General features: G+C 72.3%; 18 protein-coding genes and 1 pseudogene. 8 read left to right on the top strand and 11 right to left on the bottom strand.

From position 1 onward, the window contains the following. The first annotated feature begins 77 nt into the window (after positions 1-77). The 3 genes from leuB to ubiB all read left to right on the top strand — a co-directional run bounded on the left by leuB (position 78) and on the right by ubiB (position 3,680). Complete coding sequence (leuB, locus tag MMR14E_RS25600) at positions 78-1,187, top strand: 3-isopropylmalate dehydrogenase (protein WP_331318161.1); 1,110 nt, start codon at positions 78-80, stop codon at positions 1,185-1,187. 113 nt (positions 1,188-1,300) lie between these two features. Further along, positions 1,301-2,086, top strand: a complete 786-nt coding sequence (gene ubiE, locus MMR14E_RS25595; protein WP_331318159.1) for a bifunctional demethylmenaquinone methyltransferase/2-methoxy-6-polyprenyl-1,4-benzoquinol methylase UbiE — start codon at positions 1,301-1,303, stop codon at positions 2,084-2,086. Positions 2,087-2,117: 31 nt separating this feature from the next. Continuing rightward, positions 2,118-3,680 (top strand): 2-polyprenylphenol 6-hydroxylase, encoded by a 1,563-nt coding sequence (gene ubiB, locus MMR14E_RS25590; RefSeq protein WP_331318157.1) that lies wholly within the window; start codon positions 2,118-2,120, stop codon positions 3,678-3,680. Between the two features lie 51 nt (positions 3,681-3,731). On the opposite strand, the gene MMR14E_RS25585 is transcribed toward ubiB, so the two are convergent. Both MMR14E_RS25585 and zapE read right to left on the bottom strand, forming a co-directional pair. Further along, positions 3,732-6,707, bottom strand: coding sequence for a response regulator (locus tag MMR14E_RS25585; RefSeq protein ID WP_331318155.1), 2,976 nt, complete (start codon positions 6,705-6,707; stop codon positions 3,732-3,734). After that, on the bottom strand, positions 6,704-7,936 hold the full coding sequence (gene zapE, locus MMR14E_RS25580) for a cell division protein ZapE (protein WP_331318153.1): 1,233 nt from the start codon (positions 7,934-7,936) through the stop codon (positions 6,704-6,706). Before zapE ends, MMR14E_RS25585 begins: the two co-directional genes overlap by 4 nt. Before the next feature lie 296 nt (positions 7,937-8,232). Here zapE and MMR14E_RS25575 point away from each other — a divergent pair, with 296 nt between their 5' ends. Next, positions 8,233-8,826, top strand: a complete 594-nt coding sequence (locus tag MMR14E_RS25575) for a GNAT family N-acetyltransferase (protein ID WP_331318151.1) — start codon at positions 8,233-8,235, stop codon at positions 8,824-8,826. An 8-nt stretch (positions 8,827-8,834) separates the two neighbouring features. Here MMR14E_RS25575 and MMR14E_RS25570 read toward each other — a convergent pair. Next, a pseudogene (locus MMR14E_RS25570) lies at positions 8,835-9,618 on the bottom strand (ComF family protein). A gap of 27 nt (positions 9,619-9,645) precedes the next feature. Beyond that, positions 9,646-9,891: a hypothetical protein gene (locus tag MMR14E_RS25565; RefSeq protein WP_331318150.1), complete on the bottom strand. Its 246-nt coding sequence runs from the start codon at positions 9,889-9,891 to the stop codon at positions 9,646-9,648. Between the two features lie 149 nt (positions 9,892-10,040). Between MMR14E_RS25565 and MMR14E_RS25560 the strand changes: the two genes are divergently transcribed. Beyond that, the gene (locus tag MMR14E_RS25560; protein WP_331318148.1) at positions 10,041-10,931 is read left to right on the top strand and encodes a methyltransferase domain-containing protein; all 891 of its coding nucleotides are present in this window, start codon (positions 10,041-10,043) and stop codon (positions 10,929-10,931) included. Further along, positions 10,928-11,290, top strand: coding sequence for a DUF427 domain-containing protein (locus MMR14E_RS25555; RefSeq protein ID WP_331318146.1), 363 nt, complete (start codon positions 10,928-10,930; stop codon positions 11,288-11,290). Before MMR14E_RS25560 ends, MMR14E_RS25555 begins: the two co-directional genes overlap by 4 nt. A gap of 18 nt (positions 11,291-11,308) precedes the next feature. Here MMR14E_RS25555 and MMR14E_RS25550 read toward each other — a convergent pair whose 3' ends face one another. Both MMR14E_RS25550 and MMR14E_RS25545 read right to left on the bottom strand, forming a co-directional pair. Continuing rightward, positions 11,309-12,838 carry a DUF6880 family protein gene (locus MMR14E_RS25550; protein WP_331318144.1) on the bottom strand — a complete coding sequence of 510 codons (1,530 nt, stop codon included), beginning with the start codon at positions 12,836-12,838 and terminating at the stop codon, positions 11,309-11,311. Between the two features lie 52 nt (positions 12,839-12,890). Beyond that, positions 12,891-13,130 carry a hypothetical protein gene (locus MMR14E_RS25545; protein WP_020092122.1) on the bottom strand — a complete coding sequence of 80 codons (240 nt, stop codon included), beginning with the start codon at positions 13,128-13,130 and terminating at the stop codon, positions 12,891-12,893. Positions 13,131-13,269: 139 nt separating this feature from the next. Between MMR14E_RS25545 and MMR14E_RS25540 the strand changes: the two genes are divergently transcribed. Then, a complete protein-coding gene (locus tag MMR14E_RS25540; protein ID WP_331318142.1) occupies positions 13,270-13,521 on the top strand; it encodes a hypothetical protein in 252 nt (83 codons plus the stop codon). 6 nt (positions 13,522-13,527) lie between these two features. Here the strand turns inward: MMR14E_RS25540 and fabI are convergent, their stop codons facing one another. The 4 genes from fabI to fabA all read right to left on the bottom strand — a co-directional run bounded on the left by fabI (position 13,528) and on the right by fabA (position 16,631). Then, positions 13,528-14,358, bottom strand: coding sequence for an enoyl-ACP reductase FabI (gene fabI / locus MMR14E_RS25535; protein WP_331318140.1), 831 nt, complete (start codon positions 14,356-14,358; stop codon positions 13,528-13,530). A 188-nt stretch (positions 14,359-14,546) separates the two neighbouring features. After that, positions 14,547-14,669 carry a hypothetical protein gene (locus tag MMR14E_RS25530; protein ID WP_331318138.1) on the bottom strand — a complete coding sequence of 41 codons (123 nt, stop codon included), beginning with the start codon at positions 14,667-14,669 and terminating at the stop codon, positions 14,547-14,549. Between the two features lie 59 nt (positions 14,670-14,728). Beyond that, the gene (fabB, locus tag MMR14E_RS25525) at positions 14,729-15,955 is read right to left on the bottom strand and encodes a beta-ketoacyl-ACP synthase I (RefSeq protein ID WP_331318137.1); all 1,227 of its coding nucleotides are present in this window, start codon (positions 15,953-15,955) and stop codon (positions 14,729-14,731) included. Between the two features lie 139 nt (positions 15,956-16,094). Next, positions 16,095-16,631, bottom strand: coding sequence for a 3-hydroxyacyl-[acyl-carrier-protein] dehydratase FabA (gene fabA, locus MMR14E_RS25520; RefSeq protein WP_331318135.1), 537 nt, complete (start codon positions 16,629-16,631; stop codon positions 16,095-16,097). A gap of 215 nt (positions 16,632-16,846) precedes the next feature. Here fabA and irr point away from each other — a divergent pair, with 215 nt between their 5' ends. After that, the gene (gene irr / locus MMR14E_RS25515; RefSeq protein ID WP_012319639.1) at positions 16,847-17,362 is read left to right on the top strand and encodes a Fur family transcriptional regulator Irr; all 516 of its coding nucleotides are present in this window, start codon (positions 16,847-16,849) and stop codon (positions 17,360-17,362) included. 140 nt (positions 17,363-17,502) lie between these two features. On the opposite strand, the gene MMR14E_RS25510 is transcribed toward irr, so the two are convergent. Continuing rightward, the gene (locus tag MMR14E_RS25510; protein WP_331318133.1) at positions 17,503-18,066 is read right to left on the bottom strand and encodes an SH3 domain-containing protein; all 564 of its coding nucleotides are present in this window, start codon (positions 18,064-18,066) and stop codon (positions 17,503-17,505) included. Positions 18,067-18,184 lie beyond the last annotated feature (118 nt).

Genomic DNA, 18,184 nt, shown 5'->3' with positions numbered 1-18,184 from the left:
GACGCCGATGCTTGCCAATGACGGTGCAGCCTCGATAAAGCCCGCCGGCACGTCGAGACCAGAACCGCGAGACCGTCATGGCCAGCTACAAGCTCCTGCTCCTGCCCGGCGACGGGATCGGCCCGGAGGTCGCCGGCGGCATGCAGGTGGTCCTCGACACCCTCAAGGAGACCGGTCTCGCGACCTTCGAGACCGAGACCGACCTCGTCGGCGGCTGCGCCATCGACGCGCACGGCGTCCCGCTGGCGGACGCGACCCTGCAGCGCGCCAAGGACGCGGACGCGATCCTGCTCGGCGCGGTCGGCGGTCCCAAATGGGCCGGCGTCGCCTACGAGAACCGCCCCGAAGCCGGCCTGCTGCGCCTGCGCAAGGAGCTGGACCTCTTCGCCAACCTGCGGCCCGCGATCTGCTACCCGGCGCTGGCCGAGGCCTCGGCGCTGAAGCGCGAACTCGTCGAGGGGCTCGACATCATGATCGTCCGGGAGCTCACCGGCGGCGTCTATTTCGGCGAGCCGAAGGAGATCACCACGCTGGAGGACGGCTCCAAGCGGGCGGTCGACACCCAGGTCTACACGACGGCCGAGATCGAGCGGATCGCCCACGTGGCCTTCGACCTCGCCGGCAAGCGCTCGGGCCGGGTCGCCTCGGCCGAGAAGCACAACGTGATGAAGTCCGGCGTCCTGTGGAAGGAGGTCGTCACGAAGGTGCACGCCGCGCACTACGCCGAGCTGCAGCTGGAGCATATCCTCGCTGACAACTGCGCCATGCAGCTGGTGCGCCGGCCGAAGCAGTTCGACGTGCTGGTAACCGACAACCTGTTCGGCGACGTGCTCTCCGACATCGCCGCCATGCTCACCGGCTCCCTCGGCATGCTGCCCTCGGCCTCCCTCGGCGCGGTCGATGCGAGCGGCCTGCGGCGGGCACTCTACGAGCCGGTCCACGGCTCGGCCCCCGATATCGCCGGCCAGGACAGGGCCAACCCGATCGCCATGATCGGCTCGCTCGCCATGTGCCTGCGCTACTCCTTCGGCCTCGGCGACGCCGCCGACGCCCTCGACGGCGCCATCACCGACGCTCTCGCGGGCGGCGCGCGCACCGCCGACATCGCCGGCGAGGGCACGAACCCGATGGGCACGCGCGCCATGGCCAGCGCGGTGGCGGACGCGCTCCGCACGCGGGTCGGCTGAGACACGTCTTCGGCGCGTCGCAGCACCGGGGTCGGTCCCCAGCCGCGTGTTTCGACGCATGGCGGTCGGGCGCGACCTTCGCTATGACGCGCCCATCGAGGATTGGGAGCGTCATGAAGGCCGGAGACGGGGCGTCTGAGCGCGCGAGCGCGGATTTCGGCTTCGAGCGCGTGGCGCTCGAAGAGAAGCAGGGGCGCGTCGACAGCGTCTTCCACTCGGTCGCCCGCCGCTACGACATCATGAACGACCTGATGTCGGCGGGTCTGCACCGGGCCTGGAAGGCGCAGCTCGTCTCGATGCTGCGGCCGCCGCAGAACCGCGCTTTCGCGCATCTCGACGTCGCCGGCGGCACCGGCGACGTGGCGTTCCGGGTGCTGGCCGCCGGCGGTCCGCGCACCCGCGTCACCGTCCTCGACATCAACGAGTCGATGCTGCGGGTCGGCGCCGAGCGGGCGCGGGAGCGCAAGGTCGACGAGACCGGCGACCGGATCGCCTTCGTGACCGGCAACGCCGAGGCCCTGCCGCTGCCGGACGCCTCCTTCGACGCCTACACGATCGCCTTCGGCATCCGGAACGTGCCGCGGATCGAGACGGCGCTCGCCGAGGCGCGGCGCGTGCTGAAGCCCGGCGGGCGCTTCCTGTGCCTGGAATTCTCCGCCGTCGACATCCCGCTGCTCGACCGGATCTACGACGCCTACTCGTTCAATGTGATCCCGCGCATCGGCGCCCGGGTGGCCGGAGACGCCGAATCCTACCGCTACCTCGTTGAGTCGATCCGGAAGTTCCCGACCCGCGGCGCCTTCGCGGGCATGATCGAGCGCGCGGGCTTCCGGCACGTCACCGACCGGGCGCTCACGGGCGGGATCGTGGCGATCCATTCGGGCTGGAAGGTCTCTTGACCGCCGCCGCGCGCGACGGGAGCCAGCACCGGTGATCAGCGCCGCCGTCAACCTGTTCCGCGGCGCGCGGGTCGGCTTCGTGCTGGCCCGGGAGGGCGCCCTCGCCTTCGCCGATCCCTCCGAGCTGCCGCCGCACCTGCGGCTCGCCCTGCGGATCGGGCGCTCCCTCGAGCGGCCGGGCCTGGACGACGGGGCCGCCCGGCTCTCGGCGGCGATGACGCGCCTCGGCCCGTCCTACGTGAAGTTCGGCCAGTTCCTGGCGACGCGGCCCGACATCGTCGGCGTGCGCGCGGCCTTCGACCTGGAGAAGCTGCAGGACCGGGTGCCGCCCTTCCCGCAGGCCGTCGCGCTCCGCACGGTCGAGACCGCCCTCGGCAAGCCCGTGAGCGCCCTGTTCGTCTCGTTCAGCGAGCCGATCGCGGCCGCCTCGATCGCGCAGGTCCACAAGGCGATCGTGCAGGATCCCGACGGCACGCAGCGCGCCCTCGCCGTGAAGGTGATGCGGCCCGGCGTCCGCGAGCGCTTCATGCGCGACCTCGAGGTCATGCGCTTCATGGCCCGGGTGGTGCACGCCCTGTCGCCGCAAGCGGAGCGGCTGCGCCCCCGCGAGGTGGTGGAGATCCTCGCGCGCTCGGTGCTGATGGAGATGGATTTCCGCCTGGAGGCGGCGGCCGCCTCGGAACTCGCCGAGAACACCAAGGACGATCCCGATTTCCGCGTGCCGAGGCCGGAATGGGAACTGACCGCCCGCGAGGTGCTGTCGGCCGAGTGGATCGAGGGCACCCGCCTCCACAGCGCGGCCGAACTCGCCGCCCGGGGGCACGATCCGCAGACCATCGGGCGGACCGTCATCCAGAGCTTCCTGCGGCACGCGATCCGCGACGGCTTCTTCCACGCCGACATGCACCAGGGGAACCTGCTGGTCGACGCCGAGGGCCGCCTGGTGGCGGTGGATTTCGGCATCATGGGCCGCCTCGGCCCGAACGAGCGCCGGTTCCTCGCCGAGATCCTCCTCGGCTTCATCCTGCGCGACTATCGCCGGGTGGCGAAGGTCCATTTCGAGGCTGGCTACGTGCCGGCCCACCACTCCGTGGAGGATTTCGCTCAGGCGATCCGCGCGATCGGCGAGCCGATCCACCAGCGCCGGGCCGACGAGATCTCGATGGCCAAGGTCCTGACCCTGCTGTTCGACGTCACGGCCCTGTTCGACATGAGCACTCGCACCGAGCTGGTGATGCTCCAGAAGACCATGGTGGTGGTGGAGGGCGTGGCCCGCTCCCTCGACCCGCGTCTCGACATGTGGACCACGGCCGAGCCGGTCGTGCGCGCCTGGATCGCCCGCAACATGGGCCCGGTCGGCCGGGCGCAGAGCGGCCTGGAGGCCCTGCGGGTGGTCTCCGACGTGGTCGGCGACATCCCGGACCTCGCCACGCGGTTGAAGCGCGTCCTCGTCCGCCTCGACGAGGCCGGCACCGGCGATGCGCGCCGCCTGGAGCGTTTCGCCCGTGAGGAGCGCCAGCGGGCGATCTGGTCGACGCTGGCCCTGTGGGGCATCGCCGTCGGCGCGCTGATGCTGGCGTTCCGGGGTCTCTGACGCGCTGTACGCCCTGCCCCGGGAACGACTCCGCGCGCCGTCCGCGGGCGCTTAGCCGGGCGCGTGTCCCGACACGGTCGCGCCCTCGGCCGCGGGCATCAGGGCACGCAGCTCGCGGGCGAGCTCGTTGAGCCCGGTCGTGCCTTTGGCGAGCACCCGGTCGGCCTGACCGGCCAGACGGCGTCGGTCCTCGGCCGTGATGTCCTTGGCGGTGAGCACCACGACCGGCACGTCGCGGCTGTCCGGGCGGGCACGGAGCGCCCGGAGGAACGCGAAGCCGTCCATCTCCGGCATCATCAGGTCGAGGAGGATGAGGGACGGACGTTCCGCCTCCAGGGATTCGAGGGCGCGCAGGCCGTTCTCCGCCTCGCGGACCGGGAAGCCCTCGCGCGCAAGATAGGCGCAGACGTGGTCGCGAACGTCCGGCTCATCCTCGACCACGAGGATCCCGCCGTCGCCCGATGCGGGACGGAAGCGGTCGACGATCTGGCGCAGGCTGCCCCAGTCGAGCGGCTTCTGCAGGTAGTCGGTGGCGCCGAGCGAGAAGGCGAGATTCTGCTCGTCCAGGACCGTCACCATGACGATCGGCGTCGCGCCGATCTCGGGATCGGCCCGGATCGCCCGCAGCACCGCCCATCCGTCCATCTGCGGCATGGTGACGTCGAGGAGCACGGCCCGGGGATGCAGGCTGCGGGCGAGATCGAGCCCGCGCCGCCCGTCCTCGGCGACCGTCACCGCGAAGCCCTCACGCTCCAGGAAGCGCGCCAGCAGATCGCGGGTCGCGGCGTCGTCGTCCACCACCAGGATCGTCCCCCGCTCTCCGGGATCCGGGGCGGCCGGGCCCGCGTCCTCGCCCGCGCCGGTCTCGAAGCGTGCCGGCAGCGTCAGCGTGAAGGTGGTACCCTGCCCCTCGCGACTGTCCACGGCGATCGAACCGCCCAGCATCTCGGCGAAAGCCCGTGTGATCGCGAGGCCGAGCCCGGTGCCGCCGAACCGGCGCGTCGTGGAGGCGTCGGCCTGGGTGAACCGCTCGAACAGCTTGCCGAGCTGCTCCCGCGTCATGCCGATGCCGGTATCGGTCACGGCGAAGCGCAGCGCGCCGTCGGCGCGGGTGACCGCCAGGGTGATCCGGCCGTCCTGGGTGAATTTCGCGGCGTTGCTCAGGAGGTTGATCAGGCACTGGCGCAGCTTGGTGACGTCGGTGTGGGCGCTGCCCAGACCCGGCTCCAGCTCGAGCGCCAGGGTGTTGCCCTTCTTGGCGACGAGCCCCTCGACCGTGACCGCGACCTCCTGCACCACGGCGGCGACCTCGAAGTCCTCCGCGTAGATCTCGACCCGGTCGGCCTCGATCTTCGAGATGTCGAGCACGTCGTTGATCAGGCCGAGCAGGTGGCGGGCATTCGTCTCGATCTTCTTCATGTCGGTGACGAGGTCGGCCTCGCCGATATCCTCCAGCTCCTCCTGCACCATCTCGGAATAGCCGATCACCGCCGAGAGCGGGGTGCGCAGCTCGTGGCTCATGTTGGCGAGGAACTGGCTCTTGGCCGCGTTGGCGGCCTCTGCGGCCGCGCGCGCCGCCTCGATCGCGGCCTCGGCCTCCTTGCGCTCGGTGATGTCCGTGTGGGTCCCGACCCACTCCCGCAGGGTGCCGTCGGGTTCGAGGATCGGGACGGCCCGCACGCTCATGTGCCGGTAGGCGCCGGAGGCGGCGCGCATCCGGTGCTCGGTGGCGTAGGGTTCCAGGCTGGTCACGGCGCGGGTCCACGCGGCGCGGGTATGCGCACGGTCGTCCGGGTGAATCGCGTCGAGGAAGCCGAGCCCCGCGTAGGCGGCCTCGTCCTGGCCGGTGAAGCGGGTCCAGGCAATCTGGCGGCGGTGGAGGCTCCCTTCCGGGTTGGCGGTCCAGACGATGGCGGCGCTCGCCTCGATCAGCGAGCGGAAGCGCTCCTCGCTCCGCCGGAGCCGGGCCTCCGCGAGGTGGCGGATGGTCTCGTCGACCACGACGAGGCCGACGCCCTCGACACTCTGATCGGCCGCCGCACTCTCCTCGCCCCGGAGCGGGTAGAAACTCATGGAGAAGTGCCGCACGCCCCCCGGCGCCGAGGGGGTCGGCACCGCGACCGGCACGTTCGGCGAGACCAGGCCTTCCGTCAGGGCGGCGGCCAGCTTCGGCGCCAGCTCCTCCCGCAGCGTCGGGAGCATGGCCCAGATCGGCGCGCCGAGATCGGCCCCGAAGCCGCGCTCGCTCATGGTGGCGAGCGCCCGGTTCATGTGCCGGATCTTCAGGTCGCGGTCGAGGAAGCCGAGCCCCACCGGCGCGTTGGCGAGCACGCCGTCGAGGAGGCGCGACATGCGCAGCGATTCCTGCCGGCGCACCAGGGCGAGGCGCGCCAGCAGCACGATCGCCCCGAGGGCCGCCGCCGCGGAGAGCAGGAACAGCAGGAGCCCGCGCCAGCCCTCGCGCGCCTGAAGGGTGGCGAGCTGCTGCAGGGTCGCGTCCTGGCGCGCCGCGGCCTCGGCGCGGATCGCGTCCATCAGGCGCTTGCCGTCGCCGGTCCGGACGAGGCCGATCGCGGCGTCGAAGCCCTGGTTGCGCCGGGCCTCCACGACCCGGGCCGCGAAGTCGCGCTTCTGCGCGATCAGGCCGGCGAGCGACGGACCGCCGGCCCGGACCGGATCCTGCGCGGCCGCGCCGAGGCCGGTCAGCTCCGTGTCGATCTTGGTGAGGGCGGTCGTGTAGGGCCCGAGATAGTCCTCGCTGCCGACCAGCACGTAGCCGCGCTCTCCGGTCTCCAGGTCCTTGACCTCGGAGATCAGGCGCTCGATGCCGGCGATCGTCGCGTTCGCCCGGGCGGTCGCGGCCCGGTCGGTCTCGCCGGTCACGTAGTTCGCCGTGCCGCTGCCCAGGGCGACGATCAGCAGGATGAACGCGACGGGGGAGCCCAGGAGCCAGCCCAGCGGGCCGGCGCCGCGCCAGTTGCGCCGCCGCAGCCCGAAGATCGATCCGGCGCGCGAGGGGGCGCTCACGTCTCCACCAGCCCGGTCGTGGCGCCCGACGCCTCGGAATCCGGGCGGCCGTGCGGCTGGCCGAGATAGTCCAGCGAGCGCATCTCGATCAGGCGCGAGACGGTGCGATCGAACTCGAAGGCCTCGCGGCCGGTCCGGGCGGTGTAGAGGTCCTGCGCCTCGGCCGCCGCGGAGGCCACGAGCTTCACGTGCCGGTCGTAGAGCGTGTCGACCAGCGTGATGAAGCGCTTGGCCTCGTTCCGCTCCGACTCCCCCATCACCGGGATCCCGTCGAGGATCACCGTGTGGTAGGCGCGGGCGAGCGCCATGTAGTCGGAGGCGCCGAGGGGCTGGCGGCAGAGATCGTCGAAGCCGAACCGGGCCACGCCGGTCGCCTGCTCCGGGACTGCCACGGCCCGGCCGTGGACCGTGACCGTCGTCGGGAGGCCGCGGGCCTTGCCGGTCAGCGCCTTGAAGGCGGCGTCGAGGGCGGCGCGCGCCGCCGCGTCGGCCGGGACATGGTAGACGGCCGCGCCGCCGAGCTTCTCGAGCCGGAAGTCGGTCCGGGAATCGAGCCGGACGACGTCCACGCGCTCCTTCAGGGTCGCCACGAAGGGCAGGAACAGCGCCCGGTTGAGGCCGCCCTCGTAGAGCCGGTCGGGCTCGACGTTCGAGGTCGCGACGACGGTGACGCCGCGCCGGAACAGGTGGTTGAACAGGCGCCCCAGGATCATCGCGTCGGCGATGTCGGTGACGGTGAACTCGTCGAAGCACAGCAGGGTCGCCTCGTCGGCGAGCTGGTCGGCCACCGGTCCGATCGGGTCGTCGCCCTTGACGGTGCCGGCTTTCAGCGCCTGCCGGTAGGCGTGAATGCGCTCGTGCGCGTCCGCCAGGAAGCCATGGAAATGGACCCGTCGCTTCGGCTCCGGCGCCGCGTCGTGGAACAGGTCCATCAGCATGGTCTTCCCGCGCCCGACAGAGCCCCAGATGTACAGGCCCTTGATCGCCTCGGCCTCGTCCTTGCGGCGGAACAGCCACCCCAGGGCGCTCGTCTTGCTGGCCCGCTTGCGGCGCTGGAGGTCGAGGACCAGCCGGTCGAGGGCCCGCACAAGGTGCGCCTGCGCCGGATCACGCTCGATGGCACCGGTGGCGACCAGCGCCTCGTAGCGCTCGTGGACCGGGCCGGGCGAGACCGCGCCGGCGAGCGCCGCCGGCGACGGGGCGATGGACTTGACGGATCTGTCGTTCACGCCGCCGGTTCCTCGCTGCTGATCGCGGCACCGGTTCGGCACCCCCTGCGCCCGCATCGGCGGTCAACGACCCGGGGCCTGTTCCAGTGCCGCGCAAGCTCGGCCTGAATCAACCCCGCGGCCGAACAGCCGCAGGCAAGCGTCCCATCGCTCGCGCGCATGGCAGGCACGCGGACGGCCCGCCCCGCATTCCGCTGCATTGCACAATGGATATGGGGATGCGACACCCCCGCGGTCTCTTGGGAGGAGCGTCCGGATCACCTCGCGCGCCAGCGCGCACGAACCGGAGCTTCATCATGGCGGTACAAGCCCTCGATGGGCCGACCCACACCATCCGGCGCCTCTGGCCGGCGGACCGCGCGGCGGTCCTCGACTACTTCCTGCGGCTGGATCCGGAGACCCGGGCGAGCCGCTTCATGGGCAATGTCAGCGAGGCCGGAGTCCGCGCCTACGCCGCGCAGGCCCTGACCGCGGAAGGCGTGATGTACGGCGCCTTCGTGGGCGGGGCTCTGCGCGGCCTCGGGGAGCTCCGGCCGATGGGCCCGGGCGCGTCCCGCTACGCTCTCGGGCCGCACGCCGAGGCGGCCTTCGCGGTCGAGCAGACCTTCCGCCGGCAGGGCATCGGCGCGGCGCTGTTCGCCCGGATCGCCCGCTCGGCGCGGCATCGCGGCGTCAAGGATCTCCACGTCCGCTGCCTGTCGGGCAACGGGCCGATGCTGCGCCTCGCGGTCAAGCACGGGGCGGCCCTCCAGCACGAGGGTCGCGAGATCGAGGGCGCCCTGCACCTCCCGCGTCCGACGCCGTTCTCGCTCTGGTACGAGGGGATCGCGGAGGCGTTCGACTTCACCCTGGCGGCGAGCTTCCCGGAGCCGATGCAGGCCGGGCGCTGAAGGCAGGCTCAGCCGGCGGCGTCGCCGACGAGCGCGAAGGTCAGAAGGTCCACGGACGTCGCCCCCGCGCGCAGGAGCGCCCGCGCGGCGGCGTTGCCGGTGGCGCCGGTGGTCACGACGTCGTCCACGAGGAGAACCCGGCGTCCGCGGACGCGGTGCTGCTCGGCGGCCGCGACCCGGAAGGCGCCGCTCAGGTTCTCGGCCCGCGCCGCGCGGCTCAGGCCGAGAACCCGCGCGGCTCAGGCCGACCTGGGAGCGCGTGGCGCGCACGCGCACGAGGGCCGTGGCGACGCACGGCCGTCCCGCCGAACCGGCGATCGCCCGCGCCAGAAGGGCGGACTGGTTGAAGCGCCGCCGCCAGAGGCGCCCGCGATGGAGCGGGACCGGCACGAGGCACTCGGCCTCGGCGATCAGGGACCGGCCGCTCGCGGCCATCATCCGCGCCATGACACCGACGAGATCGAGCCGGTCCTCGTATTTCAGGCGATGGACCAGCCGCCGGGCCACGGAATCGTAGAGCGCGACGGCCCGGGCGCGGCCGAAGACGGGCGGTTCCGCGATCGCCCGGGGCGACACCAGCGGGCCGACCCCGAGGTCGACGGCGAAGGGCGTTCCGTAGCGCTGGCACACCGGCTCCTCGATCAGGCGCAGGCTCGACCAGCAGGACGGGCAGAACGCGCCCGGATCGGCGGTGGCACCGCCGCAGCCCGCGCAGGTGGGCGGGTAGATCAGGGAGACGACCCCGCTCGGCAGACCGCGCAGGGCCGTGGCGACGGCCTGGAGGGCCGTCATGCGCGCACCGCGCTCCGCAGGGCCGGCTTACTGGGCCGAGACGGGGCGCGCCTGCGGCGCCATCTGTTGCTGCTCGACCTGACGGTCGCGAGCGTTGGCACGATGGCGCCCGATGGCGCAGCCGGCCGCGGCGCCAAGGAGGCCGTGATGGCCGGCGTAGTGACCCGCGATGCCGCCGACGATGGCGCCCTTGATGCAGCCCTTCGCCTCGGCGCCGCCCGCGGCGGCCAGGGTGGTGAGGGCCACGGCGGCCCCGACGAGCATGCGCTTCATGATTGGTGCTCCATGAGGAATCTCGGCCGTTGGGCCGGTTGCAGCAGGAACAGCGACGCTCCCGAGTCGTTCCAGGATCCTAGCGCAGCTCACGGGACCGTGCGCGGGGACGGTGGCGCGGCGCGATGGCAGATGCCATGTGCGCAGCGATGGATAGTCCCGCCACCCTGTTCGACACGCCCCTCGCCCGCCGCCGCCTCGCCCGCGCTGGGCGCCTCGGCTACCCGGGTTTCCTCCTCGACCGGCTCGCCGAGGATCTGGACGACCGGCTCGGCGCCGTCCTGCGCAGCTTCGTGTCGGTCCTCGACCTCGCGACACCGCGTCCCGTGGTGACCCGGCTGCTCGCCGCCCGCTATCCGGCGGCGCGGCATCTCCGCCTCGCGGCCCTGCCCGAGCCGGGCGGCGAGCTGATCGTCGGCGATCCCGAGGCGCTGCCGCTGGCCGCGGCGAGCCTGGACCTCGCCGTGTCGCTGCTGGCCCTCCACGCCGTGAACGACCTGCCGGGCACGCTGATCCAGCTGCGCCGCGCCCTGCGGCCGGACGGTCTGTTCGTCGGCTGCCTGCTCGGCGGCGCGACGCTGACCGAGCTGCGCCAGAGCTTCGCTCAGGCCGAGAGCGAGGTCGAGGGCGGTGTCAGTCCCCGCGTGGCGCCCTTCGCGGCGGTGCGCGAGGCCGGGGGCCTGCTGCAGCGGGCGGGCTTCGCGCTGCCGGTGGCCGATACCGATACGCTGACGGTGCGCTACGCCGACCCGTTCGGCCTGATGCGCGACCTGCGGGCCATGGGCATGACCAACGCGCTCACCGAGCGGCGGCGGACGCCGCTCCGGCGGGCGACGCTCCTGCGCACCGCTGAGATCTACGCCGAGCGGTTCGCCGACCCGGACGGCCGCGTGCGGGCGACCTTCGAGGTGCTGTGGCTCTCGGGCTGGGTCCCGCACGAGACCCAGCAGAAGCCCCTGCGGCCCGGGACCGCGAAGACGCGCCTCGCCGACGCGCTCGGGACCGTCGAGCTGAAGCCCGAGGGAGGAGACACGCCGTGAAGCTGCCCGGACCGGACCACCCGATCACTGTCGAGCCCGAGCCCCGTCGCGTCCGCGTCGTCGTGGCGGGCGTCGCGGTCGCCGAGACCCGCAACGCCCTGCGGCTTCAGGAAGCCCGGTATCCGCCGGTCTTCTACGTGCCGCGGAGCGATATCCGGGCCGACAGCTTCGTCGCCTCGACGCGCACGAGCCACTGCCCGTACAAGGGCGACGCCCACTATTTCGACCTCGTCGTCGGCGAGACCCGGCGCCCCGATGCGGTCTGGAGCTACGGGGACCCGTACCCGGCCGTCGCGGCGATCCGCGACCACGTGGCGTTCTACCCGGACCGGGTCGACGCCATCGTGCTGGAGGATTGATCCGGCCGCGGGGGCGGCTCAGTCCCGGACGAGGCTCCAGAACGCCTGCTTGCGGCCGTGCGCCCGTCGCAGCGCCGCGCGGTAGGCCTGCGGATCCGGATCGACGTCGCCGGCCGCGAGGCGACCCGACAGGGCGTCGAGTTCCGCGAGGTAGCGCGCTGCGTGCGGGTAGGCGGCGCTGCGACCGGTCTCGAGGATGGCGTCGAGGAGCCGGCGGTACAGGATCGTCGCGGCCCGGGGGTGATCCTGCGCCAGCGCCTCGGCGACCGGCGCCAGCACCGCGTACTGGTCGCCCTGCCAGGTCTCGGGCCGCGCGACGACCAGCGCGGCCGCCCGGCGCGGATCCGGCCAGGCCGCCAGGAAGGCGAGGGCCCGGTGCGGCTGCGGGAAGGCCTCGGCGTGGTCGAGGGCGCGCCGGAGCGCCTCCTCGTCCTCGAAATCCGGAAGCTTGGCGAGGAAAGTGCGCAGCATCGGGGCGTCGAGCTCGCGCTCGAAACGCCCCCAGCGCAGCGCCTGGGCCTCGTCGCCCCGGCCGAGCGCGTCGAGGATCTCGATCTCCAGCGCCTGCCGCTCCCGTTCCGGTCCGCGCAGGTCGAAGCCGGCGACCAGGTCGGCCCGGGTGGCGATGCGCAGACCCGGGTCCTGCATGCGGCGGATCCAGTCCAGCGCCTCGGCGGGGCGCCCGGCGTCGAGGAGCCGCCTGCCGATCGCGCTGCGATTCTCCCGCCCCGGCAGCATCGCGCGTTCCAGAGCGATGAAGGCGTCCGGGTCACCGCGCCGGTCGGCGATGGCCTGCCGCAGGCGCAGGATCTGGATCCGGGCGGCCTGCCGGTGGTGCGTCACCTCCCGCCGGGGATCCCCGGCCTGCGGCAGCACCGCCGCGGCGGCGGCGAGCCGGTCGTCGATCTCGGCGAGCGACGGCTCGGGCAGCGCCGGGATCATGTCGCCGAGGACGGTCCCGAGGGGACCGAACGGATCTGCCGCGAACGGCTCGACGAGCTGGGCTGCCACCCCGGCGGCGTCCTCCGGTGGCAGGGCGCCGGCGATCTCCACGAAGGCCGCGGAGGCGCGGTCGAACACCCCCTGCACCGCGCCGGTGCTGTCGTCCACGCGGTTCAGGACCGCGTCGGCGCCGTCGAGGAAGCGCCGGAGCCGGTCGAGGGCGGCACCCGGATCGAGGGGCCGCAGCTCGTCGAGGATCACCGTCACGGTCGTGTTGAGGTCGGCCGCGAAGGTCCGGCGCTTCTGCCAGTCGATGTAGCCCTGGGCGCCCTCGAGGGCCGTCAACCGCCGGTCGACGATCGCCGCGACGGCCTCCGGGCCCTGGAGCGCGGCGAGCGCGGCGCTCACCAGCTTCTTGAAAGCCGGGTTGCGCCCGGTCTCGCCGAGGATCAGCGCGATCAGCCGGTCCGGGCCGAGCGCCGCCAGCGTCTCCGGTGACGGGGTCGTCCGGCGCGCGCCCTTCGGCAATGCGGGCGCCTTGCGACTGTCCGGCGCCTTGCGGCCAGCCGGCGTCTCGGCCGGGGTCACGCGCCGCGCGCGCGCCACGGGGCCCCCCGTCGTTGCGCCGGATCCCGCATGTCCGGTCCGTCCGCCGCGGCTACTCGACGACCCGGGCGCGGGGCCGGTCGCTGCCCTGCGCGGTCTCGTCGTGCCAGCCACCGGCCTGATCCTGGTAGCGGATCCCCTCGGTCGAGCCGGGGACCTGCTGCTCGGCCGCCGCGGCCTGGGCCGCCTGCAGTGCCTCCTCGCGGCTCGGGAAGGTCTCGGAGAACACGTCGCCGACCTTGTAGGCGAAGCCGCCGTCGTGCTCGACGATGCGATAGGTAACCTCGGACATCACGCCTCCTGTACGCGCCCAATCATCGTTGAGCGCGAACCCGCCGGACGCGCCGCGGTTCCAGCCGACGGGGCCTCGGCCTCCGATCCGCCGGAAAGTGGACCTAGCCCGGCGCGGTCCCGGCACGCAGACGACGACGATGCAGCTTCGCCCGATCCTCGCCCTCGCCCTCCTCCTGGTCGCCCGTCCGGCGAGCGCCGAGGAGGGCTTCCTCGACAAGCTGTTCGGCGGCTCCGGGCGCGGGGCGCCGCCCAACCCCTTCGCGTCGAACTACCCGTCCGCGCCGCCCTCGCCCGAGGAGGCGCGCGCCGCGCGGGAGCGGCGGTCGGTTCGCGGCGCGCGGGGCGCGCCGGCCGGACCCCTGCCCCCGGGACGCATCCCGGAGGAGTGAGGCGCCTCAGGCGTCGCCGACGACGCCGGCCGCGTCCTGCGCCTGCAGCACGTCCGGGCGCGGCATCGAGATGATGTTGTAGCCGGCATCCACGAAGTGGACCTCGCCGGTGACGCCGCCCGAGAGCGGCGACAGCAGGTAGAGGGCCGAACCGCCGACATCCTCGAGGCTGACCGTGCGCCGCAGCGGCGCGTGGGCACGCTGGTGATTGAACATCAGCCGCGCGTCCGCGATGCCGGCACCCGCCAGCGTCCGCATCGGGCCGGCGGAGAGCGCGTTGACCCGGATCCCGTCCGGGCCCAGGTCGCTCGCCAGGTAGCGCACCGAGGCCTCCAGCGCCGCCTTGGCGACGCCCATGACGTTGTAGTTCGGCATCACCCGGGTCGCGCCGCCGTAGGTCAGGGTCAGCAGCGAGCCGCCCTGCTTCATGCGCTTGGCCGCGCGCTGCGCGATCTCGGTGAACGAGAAGCACGAGATCGTCATCGTGCGCACGAAGTTCTCGCGCGTCGTCACGTCGACGTAGCGGCCCTTGAGCTGCGCCTTGTCGGAGAAGCCGATGGCGTGGACCACGAAGTCGAGTCCGCTATCGAATCGCCCGTCGAGGGCCTCGAAGGTCGCGTCGACGGAGGCGAGATCCTCGACGTCGCAGGGCAGCACGATGTCCGAATCGAGCTTGGCGGCGAGGGGCGCCACCCGGCGGCCGAGGGCCTCGCCCTGATACGTGAAGGCCAGACGCGCGCCTTGGCCGTGCAGCGCCTTGGCGATTCCCCAAGCGATCGAGTGATCGTTCGCGACGCCCATGATCAGGCCGCGCTTGCCCGCCATCAAACCCGTCATGCCGACTCACATCCTGACCGAGCACGCCGGACCCGCGGAGCGGGCCCGGACCGGGGTCGCGACGAGCGAACCGCGGCAGGCTGCTCTAACGCGGCTCGCGCCGCGCTCCAAACGCGGTGCGGCCTCGGCGGCGGGCGTAAAAAAAACCCCGCCAGCGGGCGGGGCGTCGGGTGGCGTCGCGAACGGGCTCAGAAATGCCCGTCCGTGTGCGAGTCCGCTTCTTCCAGCACGACCTGCTTCGCGTAGATCGCGGCAACGCCGGCGATCATCAGGCCGCCCAGCGTTCCGAAGATGAAAGTCCCCATCGCCACCACCAGATCTCAACAGCGGGTAAACGCCGGCCTTGAGCCGGCGGTTCCGCGCTCGGCGATCAGGCGTCGACGTGCTTCAGGACGAGTGTCGCGTTGGTGCCGCCGAAGCCGAAGGAATTGGTCAGCACGTGGCCGAGCTGCGCGTTGTCGCGGCGCTGCTGCAGGATCGGCATGTCGGCGAAGGCCGGGTCGAGGGTGTCGATATGCGCGCTCTCGCAGATGAAGCCGTTGTTCATCATCAGCAGGCTGTAGATCGCCTCTTGCACGCCGGTGGCGCCCAGGGAGTGACCGGTGAGCGACTTGGTGGCCGAGATCGGCGGGCAATCCTCGCCGCGGCCGAACACCTCGCGGATCGCCTCGATCTCCTTGTCGTCGCCGACGGGCGTCGAGGTGGCGTGCGGGTTGATGTAGTCGATCCGCGCGCCCTTCAGCCCGTCCAGGGCCTGGCGCATGCATCGGACCGCGCCCTCGCCGGACGGCGCGACCATGTCGTGGCCGTCCGAGGTGGCGCCGTAACCCGCGACCTCGCCGTAGATCCGGGCGCCGCGCGCCCTGGCGTGCTCCAACTCCTCGAGGACGAGCACGCCGGCGCCACCCGCGATGACGAAGCCGTCGCGGTTGGCGTCGTAGGCGCGGGAGGCCCGGGACGGGGTGTCGTTGTACTTGGAGGACATGGCGCCCATGGCGTCGAACAGCACCGACAGGGTCCAGTCCAGATCCTCGCAGCCGCCGGCGAAGATGATGTCCTGCCGGCCGCCCTGGATGATCTCGGCGGCGTTGCCGATGCAGTGATTCGACGTCGCGCAGGCGGAGGAGATCGAGTAGTTCACGCCGCGGATCTTGAACCAGGTCGCCAGTGTCGCCGAGGCGGTCGACGACATCGCCTTCGGCACGGCGAACGGGCCGATGCGCTTGGGGCCCTTGTCCCGCGCGATCGCGGCGGCCTCGACGATCACCCGGGTCGAGGGACCGCCCGAGCCCATGATGATGCCGGTGCGCTCGTTCGAGATGTCGCCCGGCTCCAGGCCGGCATCCTGGATCGCCTGATCCATGGCGACGTGATTCCACGCGGTTCCGCCGCCGTGGAAGCGCATCGCGCGCCGGTCCACCACACCTTCCGGATCGAGGGTGGGCGCGCCGGAGACCTGGCTGCGGAAGCCATGCTCGGCGTAGCTGGCGTCGCGCGCGATGCCCGAGCGGGCCTCGCGCAGGGAGGCGAGCACCTCCTGCGTGTTGTTGCCGATGGACGAGACGATGCCCATCCCGGTGATGACGACACGGCGCATGATGGTGACACTACCTCCGTCGCGGTCCCGGTCGCCCGGGCCGCGTCACGGTCAGCTAAGGTGACGCGGACACAATCTCAACCGCCGAGACCGTCCGGCGTTGCGGCCAAGCCGCGAACCGGACGCGCGGCGGCGCGGCTCAGCTCTGGAACAGGCCGACCCGCATGTCCTGGACCTGATAGACGCGCTCGCCGTCCGCCTCGAGCCAGCCGTCGCCGATGCCGAGCACGAGCTTGCCCTGCCGAACCCGCTTCACGTCGACATTGTAGACGACCTTCTTCATCGTCGGCAGCACTTGGCCGGCGAGCTTCACCTCGCCCACGCCCAGGGCGCGGCCGCGGCCCGGCGAGCCGAGCCAGCCGAGATGGAAGCCCAGCATCTGCCAGAGGGCATCGAGGCCGAGGCAGCCCGGCATCACCGGGTCGCCCTGGAAATGGCAGGGGAAGAACCAGAGGTCCGGCCGGATGTCGAGCTCGGCCGTCACGTGCCCCTTCCCGTGGGCGCCGCCTTCGGTCCCGATGGACGTGATCCGGTCGAACATCAGCATCGGCGGCAGCGGTAACTGCGCGTTGCCCGATCCGAAGAGTTCGCCGCGCCCGCAGGCCAGAAGATCCTCGTAGGAATAGTGCGACCGGCGGCTCGCACCCTGCGCTTGTGTCTCGGCGTCTGGCGGCATTGCGTTGGCTGTTTCCTCGGAGATGCGCGATCTTCGCGTCGCGGGCGACTATACTCGGCCCGTCGGCTGGCGCGCGGGTTAGCACGGGGCGCCGCGCCTTCAAAGCCTGCAACCGCAGGCGTGCGGCGACGCTCGGGTTGCGACTGTCCGACCACTTCAATATACTGAGGGAACATCCGTTCCTTCAGGCCCCTCGTCGAGCGTTCAGTCCAGCGATGTCCGAACCGGTGCCATTCCAGGCCGTCTTCAACGGCCGGGTCCCAGCCCCCCAGTTGGAGGCCAACGGGACTCCGCGCCGCGGCTGCCCGCTGTCCGACCTGCGCGACCGGCTGCGTCGGGCCGGATTGCGGCCGACGCGGCAGCGCCTGTCCCTGGGCTGGCTGCTCTTCGGTCGCGGCGACCGCCACCTGACGGCGGAGATGCTCTACGACGAGGCGATGCGCGCCAAGGTGCCGGTGTCGCTGGCGACGGTCTACAACACCCTGCACCAGTTCACCGAGGCGGGGCTCCTGCGCCAGCTCGCGCTCGACGGGTCGAAGGCCTATTTCGACACGAACCCGACCGAGCACCACCATTTCTACCTGGAGGATGAGAGCCAGGTGATCGACATGCCGGATTGCGGCATCACGGTGGATTCGCTGCCCGAGGCGCCCGAGGGCATGGAGATCGCCGGGGTCGAGGTGATCGTGCGCCTGCGTCGCAGCCGCCCGGCGGGCCGCCGTCAGGGCTGAAGCGGCGCCAGCAGATTCGGAGAACGACGCGAGGCCCGGCATCGTCCGGGCCTTCGCTTTTTCGGGCCGCCGCCGTGGCGGGAGCAGGCACGTCACGGCATCCGCAGTGACGGGCGGCGGATGTCGGGTCGCCCGGGCCGCTACTCCACGACCTCGTTCGGGTAGACGCCCCACAGGCGATTCTGGCGGATGTAGCCGTCGACGTCCCGCTTGTTCGGCAGCGCGACGATCATGCGGCACCACGTGCCGGTGCAGCTCTTGACGCTGCCGATGACGCCGGTCTGGAGCTTGGCCTCGTCGTCGGCGCCGTCATCGGCCTTGGCCCGCAGCGACACGGCCGCCTTCTCGACGCCCTTGTCGGGGCCGGCATTCACGATGGCGGTGCGGCGTCCGGACAGCAGGGAGTGCAGCACCCAGCCCTCGGTGCCTTCCGAATCGCGGATCCGGCGCCAGGTCTCGAACTCGCCCACGATCTCGACCGGCAGGCCGGCCCGCTGGAACACCCAGAGCGTCCGGTGATCCTTCGAGGGACCTTCGCGAAGATTGACGCGATCGGTCTTCAGGCTGGCGTAGCGGGGCAGCGGCAGCTTAGTCACCGGCCCGACCCCGGCCTCGGGGCCTGCGGGCGGCGCCGCGCGGGCGCCGGTCGCGAGACCGCCGGCCAGCACCGCCGCGACGGCGAGGCTGAGGCGTGACACGCGCATGGTCGTCTCCCTATCCAGACGTGGCGTTGCTGGGCGCCGGACATGTCGAAAGCGGGGCCGGTTCGACGCGCGGACCGGTCCGCATCCGATTGTGTTCCGGCCCACCTCTGGTAGAGAG

Source organism: Methylobacterium mesophilicum (assembly GCF_036441335.1).
GTDB lineage: Bacteria > Pseudomonadota > Alphaproteobacteria > Rhizobiales > Beijerinckiaceae > Methylobacterium > Methylobacterium mesophilicum_B.
This window is presented reverse-complemented; position numbering and strand designations above follow the sequence as displayed.